This window comes from Micromonospora sediminicola (assembly GCF_900089585.1).
GTDB lineage: Bacteria > Actinomycetota > Actinomycetes > Mycobacteriales > Micromonosporaceae > Micromonospora > Micromonospora sediminicola.
The window spans coordinates 3,511,403-3,529,192 of sequence record NZ_FLRH01000003.1 but is presented as its reverse complement, the minus strand read 5'-3'; the positions used below and the strand labels follow the sequence as shown (position 1 = coordinate 3,529,192).

Below are 17,790 nucleotides of genomic sequence, written 5' to 3'. Positions count from 1 at the left end.
TCCCCCGGGCCGTCGGCATCGCGCCGGCGGCCCGGCGGCTTGTCGGCGGCCCGGCGGCTTGCCGGCGGCCCGGCGGCTTGCCGGCGGCCCGGCGGCTTGCCGGCGGCCCGGCGGCTTGCCTGCGGCCCGGCGGCTTGCCGGCGGCGGTCAGGCCGCGCAGGCGAGCAGCTCCGGCGGGCGGGTCGACTCGCGCACCGGGAGCACCCGGTGCAGCCCGGTCACCCGCAGCACCCGGGAGACCACCGGGTCGGGGTCGACCAGCACCAGCTCGCCGCCGCGCGCCCGCACCCGCAGGTGCGCGGCGACCAACGCGCGCACCCCGGCCGCGGAGAGCAGCCGGACGCCGGACAGGTCGACCCGCAGCACCGGCCGCGCCGGCGCCGCCCAGAGCGCGGCCCGGAACGCCGTCACGGTGGCGATGTCGATCTCGCCGACCGGGCGCAGCACGACCACCTGGTCGTGCACCTCCGTCGCCACGTGGAAGCGGTCGCCGCTGTCTGCCATGCGGCAAACCTACCGGCGCCCACCGACAGTTCCGCCACGTCCGCGCGGGGGTTCCGGGTAGCGCCCGGGTGCCGACCCCGAGGCCGCTCAGGGTCATCCCGCAACCCCTCGCCGGCGGCGTGCGCGGAGCCCCTCCGGACCGGCCCGCGCGAGACCGCAGCCCGCCCGGCCGCGCCGACGGCAGCCCTCTGAGCGTGGGCAGCCGGACCCCAGGGACCGGTCCGCCACGCGGACACGCCGGCCGGGACTGCCGTCGACGCGTCGACCGGGCCACAATGAGCCGATGGCCGTGTCTGTGCCCCGCCCGCGTGCGCCCCTGCTGATCCGGCCGGTCCGTGAGCCGGCCACCGTGCCGCCGCCGCTGGACGGGCCCTGGGCCCCCGGCGACACCCGGCTCGATCGTGCCGACCTGCTGCCGCTGCCCGCCGGCGGGCACGGGCCGGAGGACGTGGTCGTCGACGGCGAGGGCCGGGCGATCAGTGGCGACGAGGACGGCCGGCTCTGGTGGTGGCCGGCGGACGCCCCGGCCGGCACCCGGCCCACGCTGCTCGCCGAGACCGGCGGCCGGCCGCTCGGCATCGAGCTGGACCCGGTCGACGGCGGGTTGCTGGTCTGCGACGCCTACCGGGGGCTGCTGCGGGTCGACCCGGCCGGCGCGGTGCATGAGCTGACCGGCAGCGGGCCGCCGGTGCACCTGGCCGACAACGCGGCGGTCGCCCGGGACGGCACCGTCTACTTCACCGACTCCTCCGACCGGTTCCCGCTGTCCCAGTGGAAACGCGACCTGCTGGAGCACCGGCCCAACGGCCGGGTGCTGGCCTACGACCGGCGCAGCGGGCGCACCGACGTGGTGGCGGACGGGCTCTACTTCCCCAACGGGCTGGCGCTCACCCCGGACGAGTCGGCGCTGATGCTGGTCGAGACCGCCACCCACCGGCTGCTGCGGGTCGAGCTTCCGGGCGGGCGGGCCACCGTGCTGGCCGACCTGCCGGCCTACCCGGACAACGTCTCCGCGGTCGGCGACGGGACGTACTGGATCGCGCTGCCCAGCCCTCGCCTGCCGATCATGGAGCGGCTGCTGCCCCATCCCCGGGTGCGGCAGATCGTCGCCCTGCTGCCGGGCGCGGTGCAGCCGCAGCCCCGCCGCTACGGGCTGGTCGCGCTGGTCGACGACGCGGGACGGGTGCTGCGTACGCTGCACGGCCCGAGCGGGGCGTACCCGATGGTCACCGGCGTGCGGCAGCACGGCCGGCAGCTCTGGCTGGGCAGCCTGACCGCGACCGGCGTGGCCCGCGTCGACCTGGACTGAGACGGCGCGGGGCCGGCGCCGCGGACGCGACGCCGACCCCGGGGCCGTTCCTCCCCCGGTTCAGCCGCCGCTGTTGCTCCGGCTCGGGGCCGGGGCGGGCGACGACCCGCCGGCCACCGCGCCCGGGTGCGGCGTCGGACTCTGCGTGGGCTTCAGGCCCGCCGGTACGGGCAGCGCGCTGCCCTTGGCGAACTCGTTCCACCCGACGTTCCAGGCGGTGAAGCCGTTGCCCTGCTGGAGCTGCACCTCGGTGCCCTTGACGGTCACCAGGTCACCGACCTGGGTGATGCCCATCAGCCAGTCCGCGGCGGTGGCCGAGACGTTGGTGCAGCCGTGCGAGGTGTTGTTGAAGCCCTGCTCCCCCTCCGACCACGGCGCCGAGTGGATGAACTCGCCGCCCCAGGTCAGTCGCTGGGCGTCGTCCACGTCGACCACGTAGCCGCCGTCCGGCTCACCCCGGGTGTCGAACGTGGTGTGCTCGTGCTTCTCCATGATCACCATGGTGCCGCTGGAACTCGGCGTGCTCGGCTTGCCGAGGCTGACCGGGACCTTCTTGAGCAGCTTGCCGTCCTGGTAGACGGCCATCTGCTTGGTGGTGTTGTCGATGTCCAGCGACACCTGCCGCCCCACCTTGGCCGACGCCACCCGGTCCGCGTCGCCCACCGCCTCCTTGCCGATGGGCAGCCCCTCCAGCGCGCTGCGCACGCTGATCTTCGTACCCGGCTTCCACCGGTCGGGCGCCCGGTACTCGGCCTGCTTGCCGTCGGCGACCCAGGACCAGGTGCCCGGCTGCGGCGGGTCGGTCTTGACGAACAGCCGCCGCTGCACGTCCGCACGGGCCTGCTCCGGGATCGGCGGGTCGAAACCGAGCACCACCGGCATCGCCGTCCCGTACGTCTGGTTGTCCCGGAAATACAATTCGCTGGTGACGGCCGGTTTGGTGGATTTGGCCATCGTCGTGAACGTCGTCTTGCGCGTGGTGGTCTTTCCGGAATCGCCGGTCACGGTCACCTCGGCCGTGTACGCCCGCGAATTCGCCAACGGGCGGTCCGGCACCCAGCCGGAACCGTCCTCGCGCGGTTGCGCCGGCACCGGGCGGCCCTTGTCGTCGGTGAGCTTCACGGCGGTCACCCTGCCGTTGCTGACCTTCGTGCCCACCTCCGCGCTGATCGGCACGTCCCGGGCCCGGTCGACCGGTGTCACGGCCACCGACGGCGGGGCCGCCTCGGCCTTGCGCGCCACCGACTTCGGGCCGGCGGTGCACGCGCCGACCGCCAGTGGCGCGACTGCGACAGTCATCGCGAAAAGCGTCAGTCGTCGCCTCACAAACATATTTCGCCCCCCATTTCCGCATCCCCTCGCCCACATTCTGTAGGCCCGGCATCACGCTGTGGCACCTTCGGCGGAATTGCTCGGAAACAGCTGCGCGAATCGTGCCGGACAGGTAATTCCCGTCCCGGCTTGCGCCCCACGCCCCCTCCGCCCGATTCCCGTACCACCGCCCGCCCCGCGCCCCGCCCGCCCCTCATCCGTCGATCATGAGGTTGACGGCGCACGGCGTCCGATTCGTCCCCGCCAACCTCATGATCGACGGATGAGGGGCGGGCGTGAGGGGGCCGGCCCGGCGAGACGGGCAGCGCTGGACGTCGCACGCCGGAGCCGGCTCACACCCCACGCCACCTGCACCACTGCCGCGATCTTGCAGTTGCGGCCCTCGAGAAGGGTGCGAATCGGGCACATCGAGGGCAGCAAGTGCAAGATCGCGGGCACGGCGGCGGGGACGCGAGCGGCCCCGGCCCTCTCGGTGGGGCCGGGGCCGGGGCCGGGGGGGGACGGTCAGACGTTGGCGACCAGCAGGGCCGGCTGCTCGACGCAGTCGGCCACGTGGCGCAGGAACCCGCCGGCCACCCCACCGTCGCAGACCCGGTGGTCGAAGGTGAGGCTGAGCTGGGTCACCTTGCGGACGGCGAGCTGCCCGTCCACCACCCAGGGCTTGTCCACGATCCGGCCGACGCCGAGCAGCGCCGCCTCCGGGTGGTTGATGATCGGCGTGGAACCGTCCACCCCGAAGACGCCGTAGTTGTTGAGCGTGAACGTGCCGCCGCTCAGCCGCGCCGGGGGCAGCGTGCCGGCCCGGGCCGACGCGGTGGTCTCGGCGAGCGCGGCGGCCAGCTCCCGGGTGGTCAGCCGCTGGGCGTCGCGCAGCACCGGCACCACCAGCCCGCGGTCGGTCTGCGCCGCGATGCCCAGGTGCACGCCGGCGGACTGGACGATCCGCTGACCCTCGGTGTCGACCCGCGCGTTGAGCTGCGGGTACCGCCGCAGCCCACTGAGGCAGATCCGGGCCAGCAGGGCCAGGATGCTCACCGGCGCGTCCGGGGAGGCGGCGTTGATCGCGGCCCGGGTCTCCAGCAGCCCGGTGGCGTCCACGTCCACCCAGATGGTCACCTCGGGGATCTCCCGCCGGCTGCGGGAGAGCTTGTCGGCGATCACCTTGCGGATGCCGGTGAGCGGGACGACCACGTCGCCGTCGCCGGTCGGGGCGAGCCCGACGTGCGCGTCCGGGGCGTCCGGCACGGCCGCCAACCGGGCGGCCGGTGCGGTCCGGGCCGCCTCCACGTCGACCCGGCGGATCACGCCGCCCGGGCCGGTGCCGCGCACCGACGCCAGGTCGATCCCGTGCTCCTTCGCCAGCCGCCGCACGATCGGCGAGATGACCAGCGGCGCCGCCGCCGGTCCACCGGCCGGCGCCGGTTCGGGCTCCCGGTCCGCGGCCGCGAGCGAGCCGGTCGGCGTCGACGAGGCACCCGGGACCGCGCGACCCGTCGGGGCCGCAGGGCCGGCCGGGACGGCCGCGGGGGCCGTCGGGGCGGGCTCGGGAGCCACCGCGAGGCGGGGCCGACGTCGCCGCCGACCCGGGCCGCCGTGGCCGGTGCCGTACCCGATCAGGACGTTGCCGGAGCCGGCCCGCTCCTCCTCGCGGTAGGTGGCGTGCGGGTCCGGGGCGTCCGCGCCGTCGAGCGGCGCGATGGTGATCAGCGGCTGGCCGACCGGGCGGACCTCGCCCGCCGCGCCGTGCAGGGCCACCACCCGGCCCGGGTACGGGCAGGGCACGTCGACGACGGCCTTGGCGGTCTCCACCTCGACCACGCTCTGGTCCACGGTGACCACGTCACCGACGGCGACCCGCCACTCGACGATCTCCGCCTCGCTCAGCCCTTCCCCCAGGTCCGGCAGGAGGAAGTCGCGTGTACCGACAGCGGTGCGTTCGCTCATGCCGCCACCCACCGGGTGTCGGGCTGGTCGTCCCACTGCAGCCGGGCGACGGTGTCCAGCACCCGGTCGACCGACGGCAGGTGGGTGTGCTCCAGCATCGGCGCCGGGTAGGGGATGTCCAGCCCGGACACCCGCAGCACCGGGGCGTGCAGCGCGTGGAAGCAGCGCTCCTGCACCCGGGCGGCGATCTCGGCGCCGACGCCGGCGAAGCCCTGCGCCTCCTGGATCACCACGCACCGTCCGGTGCGGCGTACCGAGGCGGTGACGGTGGCGTCGTCGAACGGCACGATGCTGCGCACGTCGACCACCTCCAGATCCCAGCCCTCCTCCCGGGCCGCCTCGGCCGCGGCCAGCGCCACCGGCACCGCCGGCCCGTACGCGACGAGCGTGGCGTCGGTGCCGGGGCGGCGCACGACGGCGGTGCCGATCGGCGCGGTGCGCGCCGGCAGCTCGGCCTCGCCGCTTCCGAAGTAGAGCTTCTTCGGCTCCAGGAACACGACCGGGTCCGGGTCGTCGATCGCGGCGCGCAGCAGGGAGTACGCGTCCTCGACGGTGGCCGGGGTGACGACCTTCAGCCCCGGGGTGTGCGCGTAGTAGGCCTCGGAGGAGTCGCAGTGGTGCTCGACGCCGCCGATGCCGCCGGCGTAGGGGACCCGGATCACGATCGGCACGCTGAGCGCGCCGCGGGTGCGGTTGCGCAGCTTCGCCACGTGCGAGGCGATCTGCTCGAACGCCGGGTACGCGAACGCGTCGAACTGCATCTCGACCACCGGCCGCAGCCCGGACATGGCCAGGCCGACGGCGAAGCCGACGATGCCCGCCTCGGCGAGCGGGGTGTCGAAGCAGCGCTTGTCGCCGAAGCGGGCCTGCAACCCGTCGGTGATCCGGAAGACGCCGCCGAGCTGGCCGACGTCCTCGCCGAAGACGACCACCCGCTCGTCGTCGAGCATCGCGTCGGCGAGCGCGGCGTTGAGCGCCTTCGCCATGGTCATGGTGGCCATCAGGCGTTCCCCTCCTCGTCGCGGGCCGCTTCCAGCTCGGCCCGGACCAGTTCACGCTGCTCGACCAGCTGCGGTGTCGGCTCGGCGTAGACGTGGTCGAACAGGCTCAGCGGGTCGACGGTGGGCTGGGCGTCCATCCGGCGGCGCAGCGCTGCGGCGTACTCCTCGGCCTCCTGCGCGACGGCCGCGACGGCCGCGTCGTCCAGCACGCCGCGGGCTCGCAGGTAGGCCTCCAGGCGGGCGATCGGATCGCGGTCGCGCCACGCCTCGACCTCCTCGGCGTCCCGGTAGCGGGTCTGGTCGTCCGCGTTGGTGTGCGGCTCCATCCGGTAGGTGTGCGCCTCGATCAGGTACGGGCCCTTGCCGGCGCGGGCGTGCGCGACGGCGCGGTTCAGCACCGCGAGGACGGCCACCGGGTCGTTGCCGTCGACCTGCTCGCTGGGCACGCCGTAGCCGACGCCCTTGTAGGCCAGGGTCGGCGCGGCAGTCTGCCGGGACAGCGGCACGCTGATCGCGTACTTGTTGTTCTGCACCAGGTAGACCACCGGGGCCTTGAACACGGCGGCGAAGTTGACGCCCTCGTGGAAGTCGCCCTCGCTGGTGGCGCCGTCGCCGATGAACGTCAGCGCGACGGTGTCCCGCCCCTGGTACGACTCGCCGTAGGCGAGGCCGGCGGCGTGCACGGACTGGGTCGCGAGGGGGGTGCACTGGGGCGCGGTGCGGGTGACGGCCGGGTCGTACCCGCAGTGCCAGTCGCCGCGCAGCAGGGTGAGCACCTCGACCGGGTCGAGGCCGCGGGCGGTCAGCGCCATCGACTCCCGGTAGGTCGGGAAGACCCAGTCGGTGTCGCGCAGCGCCAGCACGCCGCCGACCTGGCAGGCCTCCTGGCCCCGGGCGGACGGGTAGACGGCGAGCCGGCCCTGCTTGGTCAGCGCGGTGGCCTGGGTGTCGAAGCGGCGGCCGACGACCATGCGGCGGTACATCTCGCGCAGCGTCTCGACCGGCGGCTCGGGGTAGTCGTCGCGGGGCGGCAGCGGAGTGCCGTCCGGATTCAGCAGCCGGACCGGCTCGGACTGCGGCAGCAGGCCGGCCGTCGGGTCGGGAGCGGCCGGGGTGGCCGGCCGGCGGGTGCGCGGGGATGCCCTGCGGACCGCCTGGGGTGTGGTCGTCACGGCGGGGACCTCCTGGACGTGTGGTGGCCCTATGCTCCTGCTCAGGGATGATTGACTCAACATCCGGGATGAACGCGGGACGAATGGCGCGGGGAGGTGGGCGGGGTGAGCCAGGAGACCGGCACCACACCGGGCGGGGCGGGCGGAACGGGACGTTCGGTCGGGCCGCTCGACGAGGTCGACCGGCGGATCCTGCGGGAGCTGGTCGCCGACGCCCGGCTGTCCATCCGGACGCTCGCCGAACGGGTGCACGTCTCGCGCACCAACGCGTACGCCCGGGTGGAGCGGCTGCTGCGCGACGGCGTGCTCACCGGCTTCACCGCGCGGGTCGCCCCGGAGCCGGCCGGCCTGGGCACGTCGGCCTACATCGCGTTGACCATCGAGCAGAACACCTGGCGGGAGGTCTCCGCCGAGCTGGCCCAGGTGCGTTACATCGAGCACGCGGCGCTGCTCAGCGGTGAGCACGACGTGCTGGCACTGGTGCGCGCGCCGGACAACGCCACGCTGCGCGACGTGGTGCTGGACCGGGTGCAGAGCATCGCCGGGGTGCTCTCCACTCGCACCTGGCTGGTCTTCGAGGAGTTCGACGGCACGCTGAGCCCCTGGGCCTGAGCGCTCAACGCTCCGGCGGGGACTCCAGGCCCTCGCGATCGGCCAGCTCCAGCAGGCGTTCCAGGGAATATCGCCGTGTGTCCAGGCCGGCGTGCGGGTCGCCCCGCTCGGCGAACCGGGCCGGCATGCTCACCACGTCGAAGTCCTCCGGGCGGGCGTCGTCCAGCTCGGCCCAGTCCAGCGGCGCCGAGACCAGCGCCCGCGGCGTCGGCCGGATCGAGTACGCCGAGGTCATGGTGTGGTCGCGGGCCATCTGGTTGTAGTCGACGAAGACCGGCCGGTCGCGTTGGTCCCGCCACCAGGTGGTGGTGACCAGGTCGGGCAGCCGGCGCTGCATCTCCCGGCCGAGCGCCAGCACCGCCCGCCGGCACTCCCCGAAGCTCCAGCGCGGCTCGATCGACAGGTAGACGTGGATGCCACGACCGCCGGTGGTCTTCGGGAAGCCCTCCATGCCCAGCTCGGCGAGGAACGCCCGCACCTCGTGGGCCACCGGCACCACCTGCGCGAAGTCCACCCCCGGCATCGGGTCGAGGTCGATGCGCAGCTGGTCGGGGCGCTCGACGTCGGCCTTCGACACCGGCCAGGGGTGGAACCGCAGCGTGCCCAGGTTGGCCGCCCAGATCACCACGGCCAGCTCGCTCGGGGCCACCTCGTCGGCGGTCCGGCCGCTGGGGAACGTGATGTGCGCGGTGCGCACCCAGTCGGGCGCGCCCGCCGGCAGCCGCTTCTGGTAGAACGCGTCGCCCTTGTTCGTCTGCCGGGTGGCCACCTTCGCGCCCTCGAACACCCCGCGCGGCCAGCGTTCCAGCATGGTCGGCCGGTCCCGCAGCGCGCGCAGGATGCCGTCACCGACGGCCAGGAAGTAGCGCACGACGTCCAGCTTGGTCAGCCCGCGCTCGGGAAAGTAGGGCTTGTCGGGGCTGGAGACGCGGACCAGCCGCTCCCCCACCCGGAGTTCCTCGGCCGCCGTGGTCGCCACGCCCCACACCGTACGACGTGGACCGGCCGCACGCGGGCATCTCGTCAGGTGATCAGCAGGGCCCCGACCACGATCAGCGGCACCGAGACGAAGAGGAAGACGCCGACCCCGGTCAGGACCCGCCCGCCGCCGGCGTCGTCGCGCTCGGGGGCGAGGCCGAACGCGGACCGCGCGTCCAGCATGCCGATCCGGCTCAGCGTCAGGTCGCCGGTCATTCCGATGAGCAGGCCGACCAGCATGAACGAGAAGCCGAGCCGATCGGTGAAGTCGCCACCGGCGACCGCGACCCAGACGCCGACCGCCACCGCGATCACCACCGCCGCGATCACGAAGAGCACCAGCGCCTCGCGCAGACCCCGGACCACCGTCGACATGCCAGCCCCCCGGCGACCGGGACCGCCCCGGCCTGCCGGACATCCTGCCGGATCGATGCGTGCCGCGCTGTCCCTCGCCCGGGCACGCGTCGGCCGGGTGGGCGCACCCACCCGGCCGATCGGGAAGACGGTCAGCCGTTCTCCCGCTGCAGGCGCTCGGCCAGCAGCTTCTTGCCCTGGTCGCCGGCCTTGCGGTTGTTCTCCTGGATCTTGCGGAACCAGGTGGCGAGCTCGGAGTCGCCCCGGTCCTCCGCGTCCGCGATGTACGTCTCCAGTTGCCAGATGTGCTGGAGTGACATCTGCAGCGCGTGGATCAGGTCGTAGTTCTTGTCCTTCACCGGGCTCATCGGCTCACGGACCATGGTCGCCACGGCACACCTCCCTGTGTCGACTTCCGGAACCGGCCGCTTACCCCTTCCCGCCCCGTTCACGCACGGTGGCGACCGGCACGGTTACCCGTCCCGGACCCCGGGTACCGGAGGCCGCATGGCGGAGTTGGCATCGCTCTGGATCGTCCGGCACGGCGAGAGCACGGCGAACGTGGCGGCCACCGCGGCCGAGACGTCCGGCGCCGAGCTGATCGACCTCACCCACCGGGACGCGGACGTGCCGCTGTCGTCGACCGGCGAGGAGCAGGCCCGGGCGACCGGCCGGTGGCTGGCCGGCCTGCCCGAGGGGCGCCGGCCGGACGTGGCGGTGGTGTCGCCGTACCTGCGGGCGGTGCGCACCGCCGAGCTGGCCCTGGCCGGGACCGGCGTGCCGATGAGCCGCGACGAACGGCTGCGCGACCGGGAGCTGGGCATCCTCGACGGGTTGACCGGCCACGGCGTGCGCCGGCGCCACCCCGAGGAGGCCGAGCGACGCGCCCGGCTCGGCAAGTTCTACTACCGCCCGCCGGGCGGCGAGTCCTGGACCGACGTGGCGCTGCGGCTGCGGGCCCTGCTGGGCGACCTGCGCCGCGACCACGAGGGCGGACGGGTGCTGCTGTTCGGCCACGACGCGTTGGTGTTCCTGCTGCGCTACCTGGTGGAAGGGCTCACCGAGGAGGAGTTGATGGCGCTCACCCGTGACCACGTGATCGCCAACTGCTCGGTCACCGGCTGGCGCGCCGACGAGTCCGGCCGCCTCACGCCGGAGCTGTTCAACGACGTCACCCACCTGCACCGGCAGGGGGCGCAACCCACCAGGGAGGACGAGGTCCATGCCGAGCCGGTCTGACGTGATCACCCCCGCGCTGCTGCGGGACTGGGCGCTGCCCGTACCGACCGGCGGCAAGGAGGCACGGGGCACGGTGCTGGTCGTCGGCGGCTCCCGGTTCACGCCCGGGGCGGTGCTGCTGGCCGGCGTGGCCGCGCTGCGCGCCGGCGCCGGCGTGCTGCAACTCGCCGCCGCCGAGTCCACCGCCGCCGCGCTCAGCATCCAGGTGCCCGAGGCGTTGGTGGTCGGCCTGCCGGAGAACCGCGACGGCGCGGTCCGGGGCGATCCCGGCGACCTGCTCGGCGGGCTGGTCGCCGACGCGGACGTGGTGGCGGTCGGCCCCGGGCTGAACGACATCGACACCACCACGGAGCTGCTGCGTCTGGTCCTCGACGCGGCCGGCCCGGAGACCGCGCTGGTGCTCGACGCGTACGCGCTCGGCGCGCTCAGCCACGAGCCGGACCTGCTGGTCGGCTCGGGCCGCAGGGTGGTGCTGACCCCCAACCTCACCGAGGCCCGTCACCTGCTCGACCGCGACCCCGGCGACGACCTGGACGCCGAGGCGATCGAGCTGGCCGGCCGCTACGACGCGGTGGTCTCGCTCTACGGCCACATCGCCACCCCGGACGGCCGGGCCTGGCGGGAGGAGAGCGGGGACGCCGGGCTGGGCACCTCCGGCAGCGGCGACGTGCGCGCCGGCCTGCTGGCCGGGCTGCTCTCCCGGGGCGCCGACCCGGCGCAGGCCGCCTGCTGGGCCGCGTTCGCGCACGCGGTCAGCGGGCAGCGGCTGGTCCCCCGCTACGGCCGGATCGGTTTCCTCGCCCGCGAGCTGCTCGACGAGATCCCGTACACGCTGGCCACGGTGTGATCCGCGCGGTTTGTGCCGATCCGGTCGGGGGTAGGGGGGCCGACATCAGTCGACCCTAGGAGGCACCGGTGTCCACCGACGCGATCGTCCTGCTCAAGGAGGACCACAAGGAGATCCGCCGCCTGTTCAAGGCGTTCCAGGACGCCGAGGACGGCCCGGCGAGCGCGCGCGGGAAGATCGTCACGCAGATCCTCGAAGCCCTGACGGTGCACACCTACCTGGAGAACGAGGTGATGTACCCCGAGGTCCGCAAGCTGGTGCCGGACGTCGAGGACGACATCCTCGAGTCGTACGAGGAGCACCACGTCGCGGACGTGCTCTGCTTCGAGCTGTTCACCATGGACGCCGACGACGAACGGTACGTGGCGAAGACGACGGTGCTGATCGAGAACGTGCTGCACCACGTCGAGGAGGAGGAGCAGGAGTGGTTCCCGAAGGTCCGGGAGGCGCTCGGGCGTAACCAGCTCCAGGAGATCGGCCAGCGGATGCTCGACCTGCGGCCGAAGGCCCCGACGACGCCGACCGAGCCGAAGGCGCTGAAGAAGTCGCGGGACGCCGTGGTCGCCTGAGAATGCAAGGAAGGGTCCCTTATTAACGCCTGGCGTTAATAAGGGACCCTTCCTTGCATCCGATCGCTCAGTCGCCCGAGCCGGGCTCGGCCATCTTCCGGTGCTGCTCGGCCTTCAACCGGTCCGGGACGATCTTGCCGGCCGCCACCTGGACCTTGTTCACCAGCGACCCGGCGGCCACCTTGTGCTCCCCCTTCATCAGGGCCTCGAACGCATCCTCGGCCACCTTCCGGGGGTCGTCCTTCTTCCCCTGGCCGACCCGGGTGTCCTCCATGTCGGCCCGGTCGAAGAACTGCGTGTCGGTCGGGCCCGGCATCAACGACGTCACCGTGACGCCGCTGTCCTTCAGCTCGTTGCGCACCCCCTCGGCGAAGGACTGCACGAACGACTTCGAGGCGTTGTAGACCGCCTGGTACGCCCCCGGCATGGTGGCCGCGATGGACGAGGTGAACAGCACCCGCCCGGCGCCCCGGCGCACCATGTCCGGCAGGAGCAGCTTGGCCAGGTGCACGGTCGAGCGCACGTTCAGGTCGATCACGGTCAGCTCGTCGGCCAGGTCGGTGCCGCCGACGAAGTCCCCGCCCGCGCCCCGCCCGGCGTTCAGCGCCAGCGCGTCGACCGGACGCCCCTGCCCGGTCACCGCCCCGGCCAGCTGCTCCACCCCCTCCGGCGTGGCCAGGTCCGCCCGGACCGGATGCACCTCCGGGCCGCCGTCGCGCCGCAGGTCGCGGGCCGTAGTCTCGATCGCCGCGTCCTCGGCGGCGACCACCACGTCGTACCCGTGCTCGACGAACTGGACGGCCAACTCGTACCCGATGCCGCTGGACGCGCCGGTCACCACGGCGAGCGGCCGCCCGGTGGTCGGTGTGGTCATGCTCGTGCCTCCTCTCCGGCGGGGCGACCCGCCGTCGCGGACCGGCCCCGCACCGGATGTGCCCCACGAGGGGCGGCCCAACCCCGCAGGTCCGGCGCGGGCCCACCCGGTAGGATCGGCGCGGGCCGTGACTGGCGCGCGGAGATGGAGCACCATCGGGGAGCGGCCTCGTCATGAGGACGCATGCCGAGCGCCTGGGCCTTCCGCACGTCACCAGGAGGTCGCATGTCGCCCAACGCCGAGTCCACCGCCTTCCGCAGCGCGCTGGAGGTGATCCGCGCCGTCGAGCCGCGGGTGGCCGACGCCATCGGCGCGGAGCTGGCCGACCAACGCGAGTCGCTGAAGCTCATCGCCAGCGAGAACTACGCCTCCCCCGCGACCCTGCTGACCATGGGCAACTGGTTCAGCGACAAGTACGCCGAGGGCACCGTCGGTCGGCGCTTCTACGCCGGCTGCCAGAACGTGGACACCGTCGAGGCGCTCGCCGCCGAGCACGCCCGGGAGCTGTTCGGCGCCACCCACGCGTACGTGCAGCCGCACTCCGGCATCGACGCCAACCTGGTCGCCTTCTGGGCGATCCTGGCCGACCGGGTCGAGTCCCCCGCGCTGAAGAGGGCCCAGGCCCGTCACGTCAACGACCTCACCGAGGCGGACTGGTTCGCGCTGCGCCGGGAGCTGGGCGACCAGCGGATGCTCGGCATGTCGCTGGACGCCGGCGGCCACCTCACCCACGGTTTCCGGCCGAACATCTCCGGCAAGATGTTCGACCAGCGCAGCTACGGCACCGACCCGGCGACCGGGCTGATCGACTACGACCGGGTGGCCGAGGCGGCCCGCGAGTTCCGGCCGCTGATCCTGGTCGCCGGCTACTCGGCGTACCCCCGGAAGGTCAACTTCCGGATCATGCGGGAGATCGCCGACTCGGTCGGCGCCACCTTCATGGTGGACATGGCGCACTTCGCCGGGCTGGTCGCCGGCAAGGTCTTCACCGGCGACTTCGACCCGGTGCCGCACGCGCACATCGTCACCACCACCACGCACAAGTCGCTGCGCGGCCCGCGCGGCGGCATGGTGCTCTGCGGTCCGGAGCTGGCCGACCAGGTCGACCGGGGCTGCCCGATGGTGCTCGGCGGCCCGCTGCCGCACGTGATGGCCGCCAAGGCGGTCGCGCTGGCCGAGGCCCGGCGCCCCGACTTCGCCGACTACGCCCAGCGGATCGTCGACAACGCCCAGGCCCTCGCCGACGGGCTGCTGCGCCGGGGCGCGACGCTGGTCACCGGCGGCACCGACAACCACCTGGTGCTCATCGACGTGTCCAACTACGGGCTGACCGGGCGGCAGGCCGAGCAGGCGCTGCTCGACTCCGGCATCGTGACCAACCGCAACGCGGTGCCGCAGGACCCGAACGGCGCCTGGTACACCTCCGGCATCCGGATCGGCACCCCGGCGCTGACCACCCGGGGGCTCGGCACCACCGAGATGGACGCCACCGCCGAGCTGATCCACACCGTGCTCAGCCAGACCACGGCCGGCACCGGCCCGGACGGCGCCGCGTCGAAGGCGAAGTACGTCCTCGACCCGGCGGTCGCCGAGCAGGTCGGCAAGCAGGCCGCCGACCTGCTCACCCCCTTCCCCCTCTACCCCACCGTCGACCTGGCCTGACCTCGACCCGACCAGCCACCGCCGCCGCCGACCCGAACTCCCTGGTCACCCCGGGGAGGACGGGTCGGCCGGGGCGGGACGGGGGGCGCGGCGGGCGTGGAGGCGGTGCAGGAGGTCGGTGCCGCCCCGGCCGAAGTGGTCGTGCAGGGCGCGGTAGTCGGCGTACAGGTCGTCGTAGGCGTCGGCGCGGGCCGGGTCCGGCTGGACCGTCTCGCGGTGGGCAGCGCCCATGGCCGCCGAGGCGCGCTCCACGTCCGGGTACACGCCGGCGGCGACCGCCGCGTGGATCGCCGCGCCCAGCGCGGCCGGGTGCGCGGTGGCCAGCACGTGCAGCGGGCGGCGCAGCACGTCGGCGTAGACGCGCAGCAGCAACCGGTTCGCGGTGAGACCACCGGCCACGGTCAGCTCGTCCACGGCCAGCCCGGCGGACCCGAACGCCTCGAGCACGGTGCGGGCGCCGAACGCGGTCGCCTCCAGCAACGCCCGCCAGATGTCCTCCGGCCGGGTGGCCAGCGTGAGCCCGACCAGCACGCCGCTCAGCTCGTGGTCCATCAGCACCGAACGGTTGCCGCTGTGCCAGTCCAGCGCCAGCAGCCCGTGCCCGCCGACCGGCTGGTCGGCGGCGAGCGCGTCCAGCAGGTCCTGCGGCGACAGGCCGCGCCGGGCGGCCTCCTCGGCGTACGCGGCGGGCAGCCCGCGCTCGACGTACCAGGCGAAGATGTCGCCGACCCCGCTCTGCCCGGCCTCGTACCCCCAGTGGCCGGCGGTCACCCCGTCCGCGACCACCCCGCAGACGCCGGGCACCTCGTGCCGGTGCTCCGCGTTCAGGATCAGGCAGGTACTGGTGCCGAGGACGGCGAGCATCCGGCCCGGCGCGACCGTCCGGGCCGCCGCCGCGGTCACGTGCGCGTCGATGGCCCCGGCCGCGACCGGGACGCCGGCGGGCAGGCCGGTCCAGCCGGCCGCCTCCTCGGTCAGCAGGCCCGCGCGGGCGGCCGGCGGCAGCAGCGGGCCGTGGTCCAGCTTCGCCAGCAGGTCGGGCAGCTCCGGGTGCAGCGCGGCGAGGAAGCCGGCGTCCGGGTCGCGGCCGTCCTGCCGCAGTCCCTTGAACCCGGCGGCGGAGGCGTTGCGGGTGGCCCGCCCGCACAACCGCCGGACCAGCCAGTCCGCCGTCTCCACCCAGTGTTGGGCCCGGTGGAACACGGCCGGGTCCTCCTCCAGCGCCTCCAGCGCCTTGGCCAGCTGCCACTCGGCGGACACCCGGCCGCCGTAGCGGGTCAGCCAGCCCTCGCCGCGCGCCCCGGCCAGGGCGGTGATCCGCTCGGCCTGCCGCTGGGCGGCGTGGTGCTTCCAGAGCTTCGGCCAGGCGTGCGGCCGGTCCCGCAGGTCGGGCAGCTCGGCGAGCGGGGTGCCGTCGGCCAGGGTGGGCAGCACCGTGCACGAGGTGGCGTCCACCCCGACGCCGACCACCTCGGCCGGGTCGATCCCGGCGGCGCGGACGGCGGCGGGCACGGCGGTCCGCAGCACCTCCACGTGGTCGGCCGGGTCCTGCAGCGCCCAGCCGGGCGGCAGCGCCGGCCCGCCGGGGAGCCGCTCGGTCAGCACCCCGTGCCGGTAGGTGTGCACCGCGCTGCCCCGCTCGGCGCCGTCGACCACGTCGACCACGACGGCCCGCCCGGAGAGCGTGCCCAGGTCCACCCCGACCACGAACCGACCCATGGCTGTCCCCTCCCCTGCCGGCGGGGAGACGCTATCGGGTCAGCGCAGCGGGCGCTTGAGGTGGTAGCGGTGCACCTCGGTGCTGCCCTGCACGTTGTTCACGTCCTCGGCGGCGGAGACCAGCTCCCAGCCCTCGCGGCCGACCCGGTTGAGGTGGGCGATCGCGGTGTCGCCGTACGCGGTCACGTCGGAGCGCGAGCCGTCCGGGCCGTACCAGACGAACGTGACGTGGAAATTGCGGCCCTGCCCCTGATAGCGACGGACCAGCAACGCGTACTCCCAGGCAACCATCCGTCCATTATCAACGGACCGCACCGTCCCGGGGAACACGGGTGGTGCCGGAACGGCGACAGTGCGCCGTCACGCCGGTGCGCCCACGCCGGCCGTCACGTCGCCGACCAGCGCGGCGAGCCGGTCCAGGCCCAGGTCGATCTGCGCCGGCGTGACCGCGCTCACCGACAGGCGCAGCGCGCGCACCGGCGTGCCGGCGTCGTAGAAGTGCGCCATCGGCGTCCAGAGCAGGCCGTACTCGCGGGCCGAGCGGTGCAGCAGCGCGTCGTCCACCGGGAACGGCACGGTGACCACCACGAAGAAGCCGCCGGCCGGCACGGTCCAGCGCACCGGCCCGCCGGCCGGGAAGCGCCGCGCCAGGCCGTCGACCAGGTGACCCAGGTTGCGGGCGTACGCGGCCCGCTCCCGCACGTTCGCGGCCACCAGCGAGCAGTCGTGCGCCAGCAGCGCGCCCCCGATCACCGCCTGGCTGATCGGCGAGGTGTTCACCGTGACCATGCTCTTGATCTTCGCGAGCTGGTCGGCGAGCGGGCCGACCGTGCCGTCGGAGCCACCCACCCGCTGGTCGGCGACCACGTAGCCGACGCGCGCGCCGGGCAGCACGGTCTTGGCGAACGAGCCGAGGTAGACCACCCGCCGCGCGGTGTCCAGCGCCTTGAGCGTCGGCCGCCGGTCCGTGCCGGCCGCCGGAAACAGGCCGTACGGGTTGTCCTCGATCAGCAGCAGGTCCTCGGCGGCGGCCAGGTCCAGCAGCCGGCGGCGGTGCGCGGTGTCCATGCTGACCCCGGACGGGTTGGCGAAGTCCGGCATCACGTAGCAGGCCCGGGGCCGCAGCCCTTCGGCGCGGGCCCGGCGCACCCCGGCGCGCAGGTCGGCCAGGTCCACCCCGTCCGGCCCGCCGGCCACCGGGCGCACCGGCAGGTCGACCAGGCGGGCCGCGCCGGTGAGCCCGACGTACGTGGGTGCGACCGCGAACAGCACGTCGGCCGGGTCGGCCCGCAGCGCGCGCAGCACCAGGAACATGGCCTCCTGGCAGCCGACCGTCACCACGATCGTCTCCGGGTCGACGGTCATCCGCTCGTCCACGGCCAGGTGTCGGGCGATCAGGTGGTGCACGATCCCCTTGGTCCGCCCGTACTGCAACAGCGTGCGGTCGACCTGCGCCCGGTCCAGCCCGAGGTCGTCGGCGAGGTGCCGGCGGAACCGGTCCAGGTGCGCGTGCAGCAGCGCCGAGTCGAAGAACTCCTCGTAGGGCCGGCCGGCTGCCAGTGACACCGCCTCCGGGTAGTGCTGCGCCACCTCGTTGAGGAAGTTCATCGAGTTCAGCGCGGGGTCGTCGACGCTGCCGTGCAGCGTCGTGACGGCCAGGTCCACCGGCTCCAC

General features: G+C 74.2%; 18 protein-coding genes and 1 riboswitch. Of the genes, 6 read left to right on the top strand and 12 right to left on the bottom strand.

What is annotated here, in order from left to right; genetic code table 11:
- Positions 1–147 precede the first annotated feature (147 nt).
- Positions 148–504 carry an STAS domain-containing protein gene (locus GA0070622_RS16805; RefSeq protein WP_091574173.1) on the bottom strand — a complete coding sequence of 119 codons (357 nt, stop codon included), beginning with the start codon at positions 502–504 and terminating at the stop codon, positions 148–150.
- Between the two features lie 283 nt (positions 505–787).
- On the opposite strand from GA0070622_RS16805, the gene GA0070622_RS16800 reads away from it, so the two are divergent.
- Positions 788–1,813 (top strand): SMP-30/gluconolactonase/LRE family protein, encoded by a 1,026-nt coding sequence (locus GA0070622_RS16800; protein WP_245666370.1) that lies wholly within the window; start codon positions 788–790, stop codon positions 1,811–1,813.
- 60 nt (positions 1,814–1,873) lie between these two features.
- On the opposite strand, the gene GA0070622_RS16795 is transcribed toward GA0070622_RS16800, so the two are convergent.
- The 4 genes from GA0070622_RS16795 to pdhA all read right to left on the bottom strand — a co-directional run bounded on the left by GA0070622_RS16795 (position 1,874) and on the right by pdhA (position 7,295).
- Positions 1,874–3,145 carry a L,D-transpeptidase gene (locus GA0070622_RS16795; RefSeq protein ID WP_176558777.1) on the bottom strand — a complete coding sequence of 424 codons (1,272 nt, stop codon included), beginning with the start codon at positions 3,143–3,145 and terminating at the stop codon, positions 1,874–1,876.
- Positions 3,146–3,649: 504 nt separating this feature from the next.
- Entirely contained in the window at positions 3,650–5,101 is a 1,452-nt protein-coding gene (locus tag GA0070622_RS16790) for a dihydrolipoamide acetyltransferase family protein (protein ID WP_369700178.1), read from the bottom strand.
- Positions 5,086–6,090 (bottom strand): alpha-ketoacid dehydrogenase subunit beta, encoded by a 1,005-nt coding sequence (locus GA0070622_RS16785; RefSeq protein ID WP_091574171.1) that lies wholly within the window; start codon positions 6,088–6,090, stop codon positions 5,086–5,088. Before GA0070622_RS16785 ends, GA0070622_RS16790 begins: the two co-directional genes overlap by 16 nt.
- Complete coding sequence (pdhA, locus tag GA0070622_RS16780; RefSeq protein WP_091577532.1) at positions 6,090–7,295, bottom strand: pyruvate dehydrogenase (acetyl-transferring) E1 component subunit alpha; 1,206 nt, start codon at positions 7,293–7,295, stop codon at positions 6,090–6,092. Before pdhA ends, GA0070622_RS16785 begins: the two co-directional genes overlap by 1 nt.
- A gap of 72 nt (positions 7,296–7,367) precedes the next feature.
- Here pdhA and GA0070622_RS16775 point away from each other — a divergent pair, with 72 nt between their 5' ends.
- Positions 7,368–7,874: an Lrp/AsnC family transcriptional regulator gene (locus tag GA0070622_RS16775; RefSeq protein ID WP_091577530.1), complete on the top strand. Its 507-nt coding sequence runs from the start codon at positions 7,368–7,370 to the stop codon at positions 7,872–7,874.
- 4 nt (positions 7,875–7,878) lie between these two features.
- On the opposite strand, the gene GA0070622_RS16770 is transcribed toward GA0070622_RS16775, so the two are convergent.
- From GA0070622_RS16770 to GA0070622_RS16760, 3 genes are all read right to left on the bottom strand, one after another.
- On the bottom strand, positions 7,879–8,862 hold the full coding sequence (locus tag GA0070622_RS16770) for a DNA polymerase domain-containing protein (RefSeq protein WP_091574170.1): 984 nt from the start codon (positions 8,860–8,862) through the stop codon (positions 7,879–7,881).
- Positions 8,863–8,897: 35 nt separating this feature from the next.
- Entirely contained in the window at positions 8,898–9,227 is a 330-nt protein-coding gene (locus tag GA0070622_RS16765) for a hypothetical protein (protein WP_091574169.1), read from the bottom strand.
- Between the two features lie 131 nt (positions 9,228–9,358).
- Positions 9,359–9,589 (bottom strand): hypothetical protein, encoded by a 231-nt coding sequence (locus GA0070622_RS16760; RefSeq protein ID WP_091577528.1) that lies wholly within the window; start codon positions 9,587–9,589, stop codon positions 9,359–9,361.
- Positions 9,590–9,713: 124 nt separating this feature from the next.
- Between GA0070622_RS16760 and GA0070622_RS16755 the strand changes: the two genes are divergently transcribed.
- The 3 genes from GA0070622_RS16755 to GA0070622_RS16745 all read left to right on the top strand — a co-directional run bounded on the left by GA0070622_RS16755 (position 9,714) and on the right by GA0070622_RS16745 (position 11,861).
- On the top strand, positions 9,714–10,445 hold the full coding sequence (locus GA0070622_RS16755) for a histidine phosphatase family protein (protein WP_091574168.1): 732 nt from the start codon (positions 9,714–9,716) through the stop codon (positions 10,443–10,445).
- The gene (locus GA0070622_RS16750; RefSeq protein ID WP_091574167.1) at positions 10,429–11,292 is read left to right on the top strand and encodes an NAD(P)H-hydrate dehydratase; all 864 of its coding nucleotides are present in this window, start codon (positions 10,429–10,431) and stop codon (positions 11,290–11,292) included. The genes GA0070622_RS16755 and GA0070622_RS16750 overlap by 17 nt, the downstream gene beginning before the upstream one ends.
- 68 nt (positions 11,293–11,360) lie before the next feature.
- A complete protein-coding gene (locus GA0070622_RS16745) occupies positions 11,361–11,861 on the top strand; it encodes a hemerythrin domain-containing protein (protein WP_091574166.1) in 501 nt (166 codons plus the stop codon).
- Positions 11,862–11,928: 67 nt separating this feature from the next.
- Here the strand turns inward: GA0070622_RS16745 and GA0070622_RS16740 are convergent, their stop codons facing one another.
- Positions 11,929–12,735, bottom strand: a complete 807-nt coding sequence (locus GA0070622_RS16740; RefSeq protein WP_091574165.1) for an SDR family NAD(P)-dependent oxidoreductase — start codon at positions 12,733–12,735, stop codon at positions 11,929–11,931.
- Positions 12,736–12,852: 117 nt separating this feature from the next.
- Positions 12,853–12,942: riboswitch (ZMP/ZTP riboswitch) on the top strand.
- 18 nt (positions 12,943–12,960) lie between these two features.
- Between GA0070622_RS16740 and GA0070622_RS16735 the strand changes: the two genes are divergently transcribed.
- Complete coding sequence (locus tag GA0070622_RS16735; RefSeq protein WP_091574164.1) at positions 12,961–14,397, top strand: glycine hydroxymethyltransferase; 1,437 nt, start codon at positions 12,961–12,963, stop codon at positions 14,395–14,397.
- Positions 14,398–14,442: 45 nt separating this feature from the next.
- Here the strand turns inward: GA0070622_RS16735 and araB are convergent, their stop codons facing one another.
- The 3 genes from araB to GA0070622_RS16720 form a co-directional block, all read right to left on the bottom strand.
- Positions 14,443–16,116 carry a ribulokinase gene (gene araB / locus GA0070622_RS16730; protein ID WP_091574163.1) on the bottom strand — a complete coding sequence of 558 codons (1,674 nt, stop codon included), beginning with the start codon at positions 16,114–16,116 and terminating at the stop codon, positions 14,443–14,445.
- A gap of 39 nt (positions 16,117–16,155) precedes the next feature.
- Positions 16,156–16,407 (bottom strand): hypothetical protein, encoded by a 252-nt coding sequence (locus GA0070622_RS16725; RefSeq protein WP_091574162.1) that lies wholly within the window; start codon positions 16,405–16,407, stop codon positions 16,156–16,158.
- A 69-nt stretch (positions 16,408–16,476) separates the two neighbouring features.
- The gene (locus tag GA0070622_RS16720; RefSeq protein ID WP_091574161.1) at positions 16,477–17,790 is read right to left on the bottom strand and encodes an aminotransferase-like domain-containing protein; all 1,314 of its coding nucleotides are present in this window, start codon (positions 17,788–17,790) and stop codon (positions 16,477–16,479) included.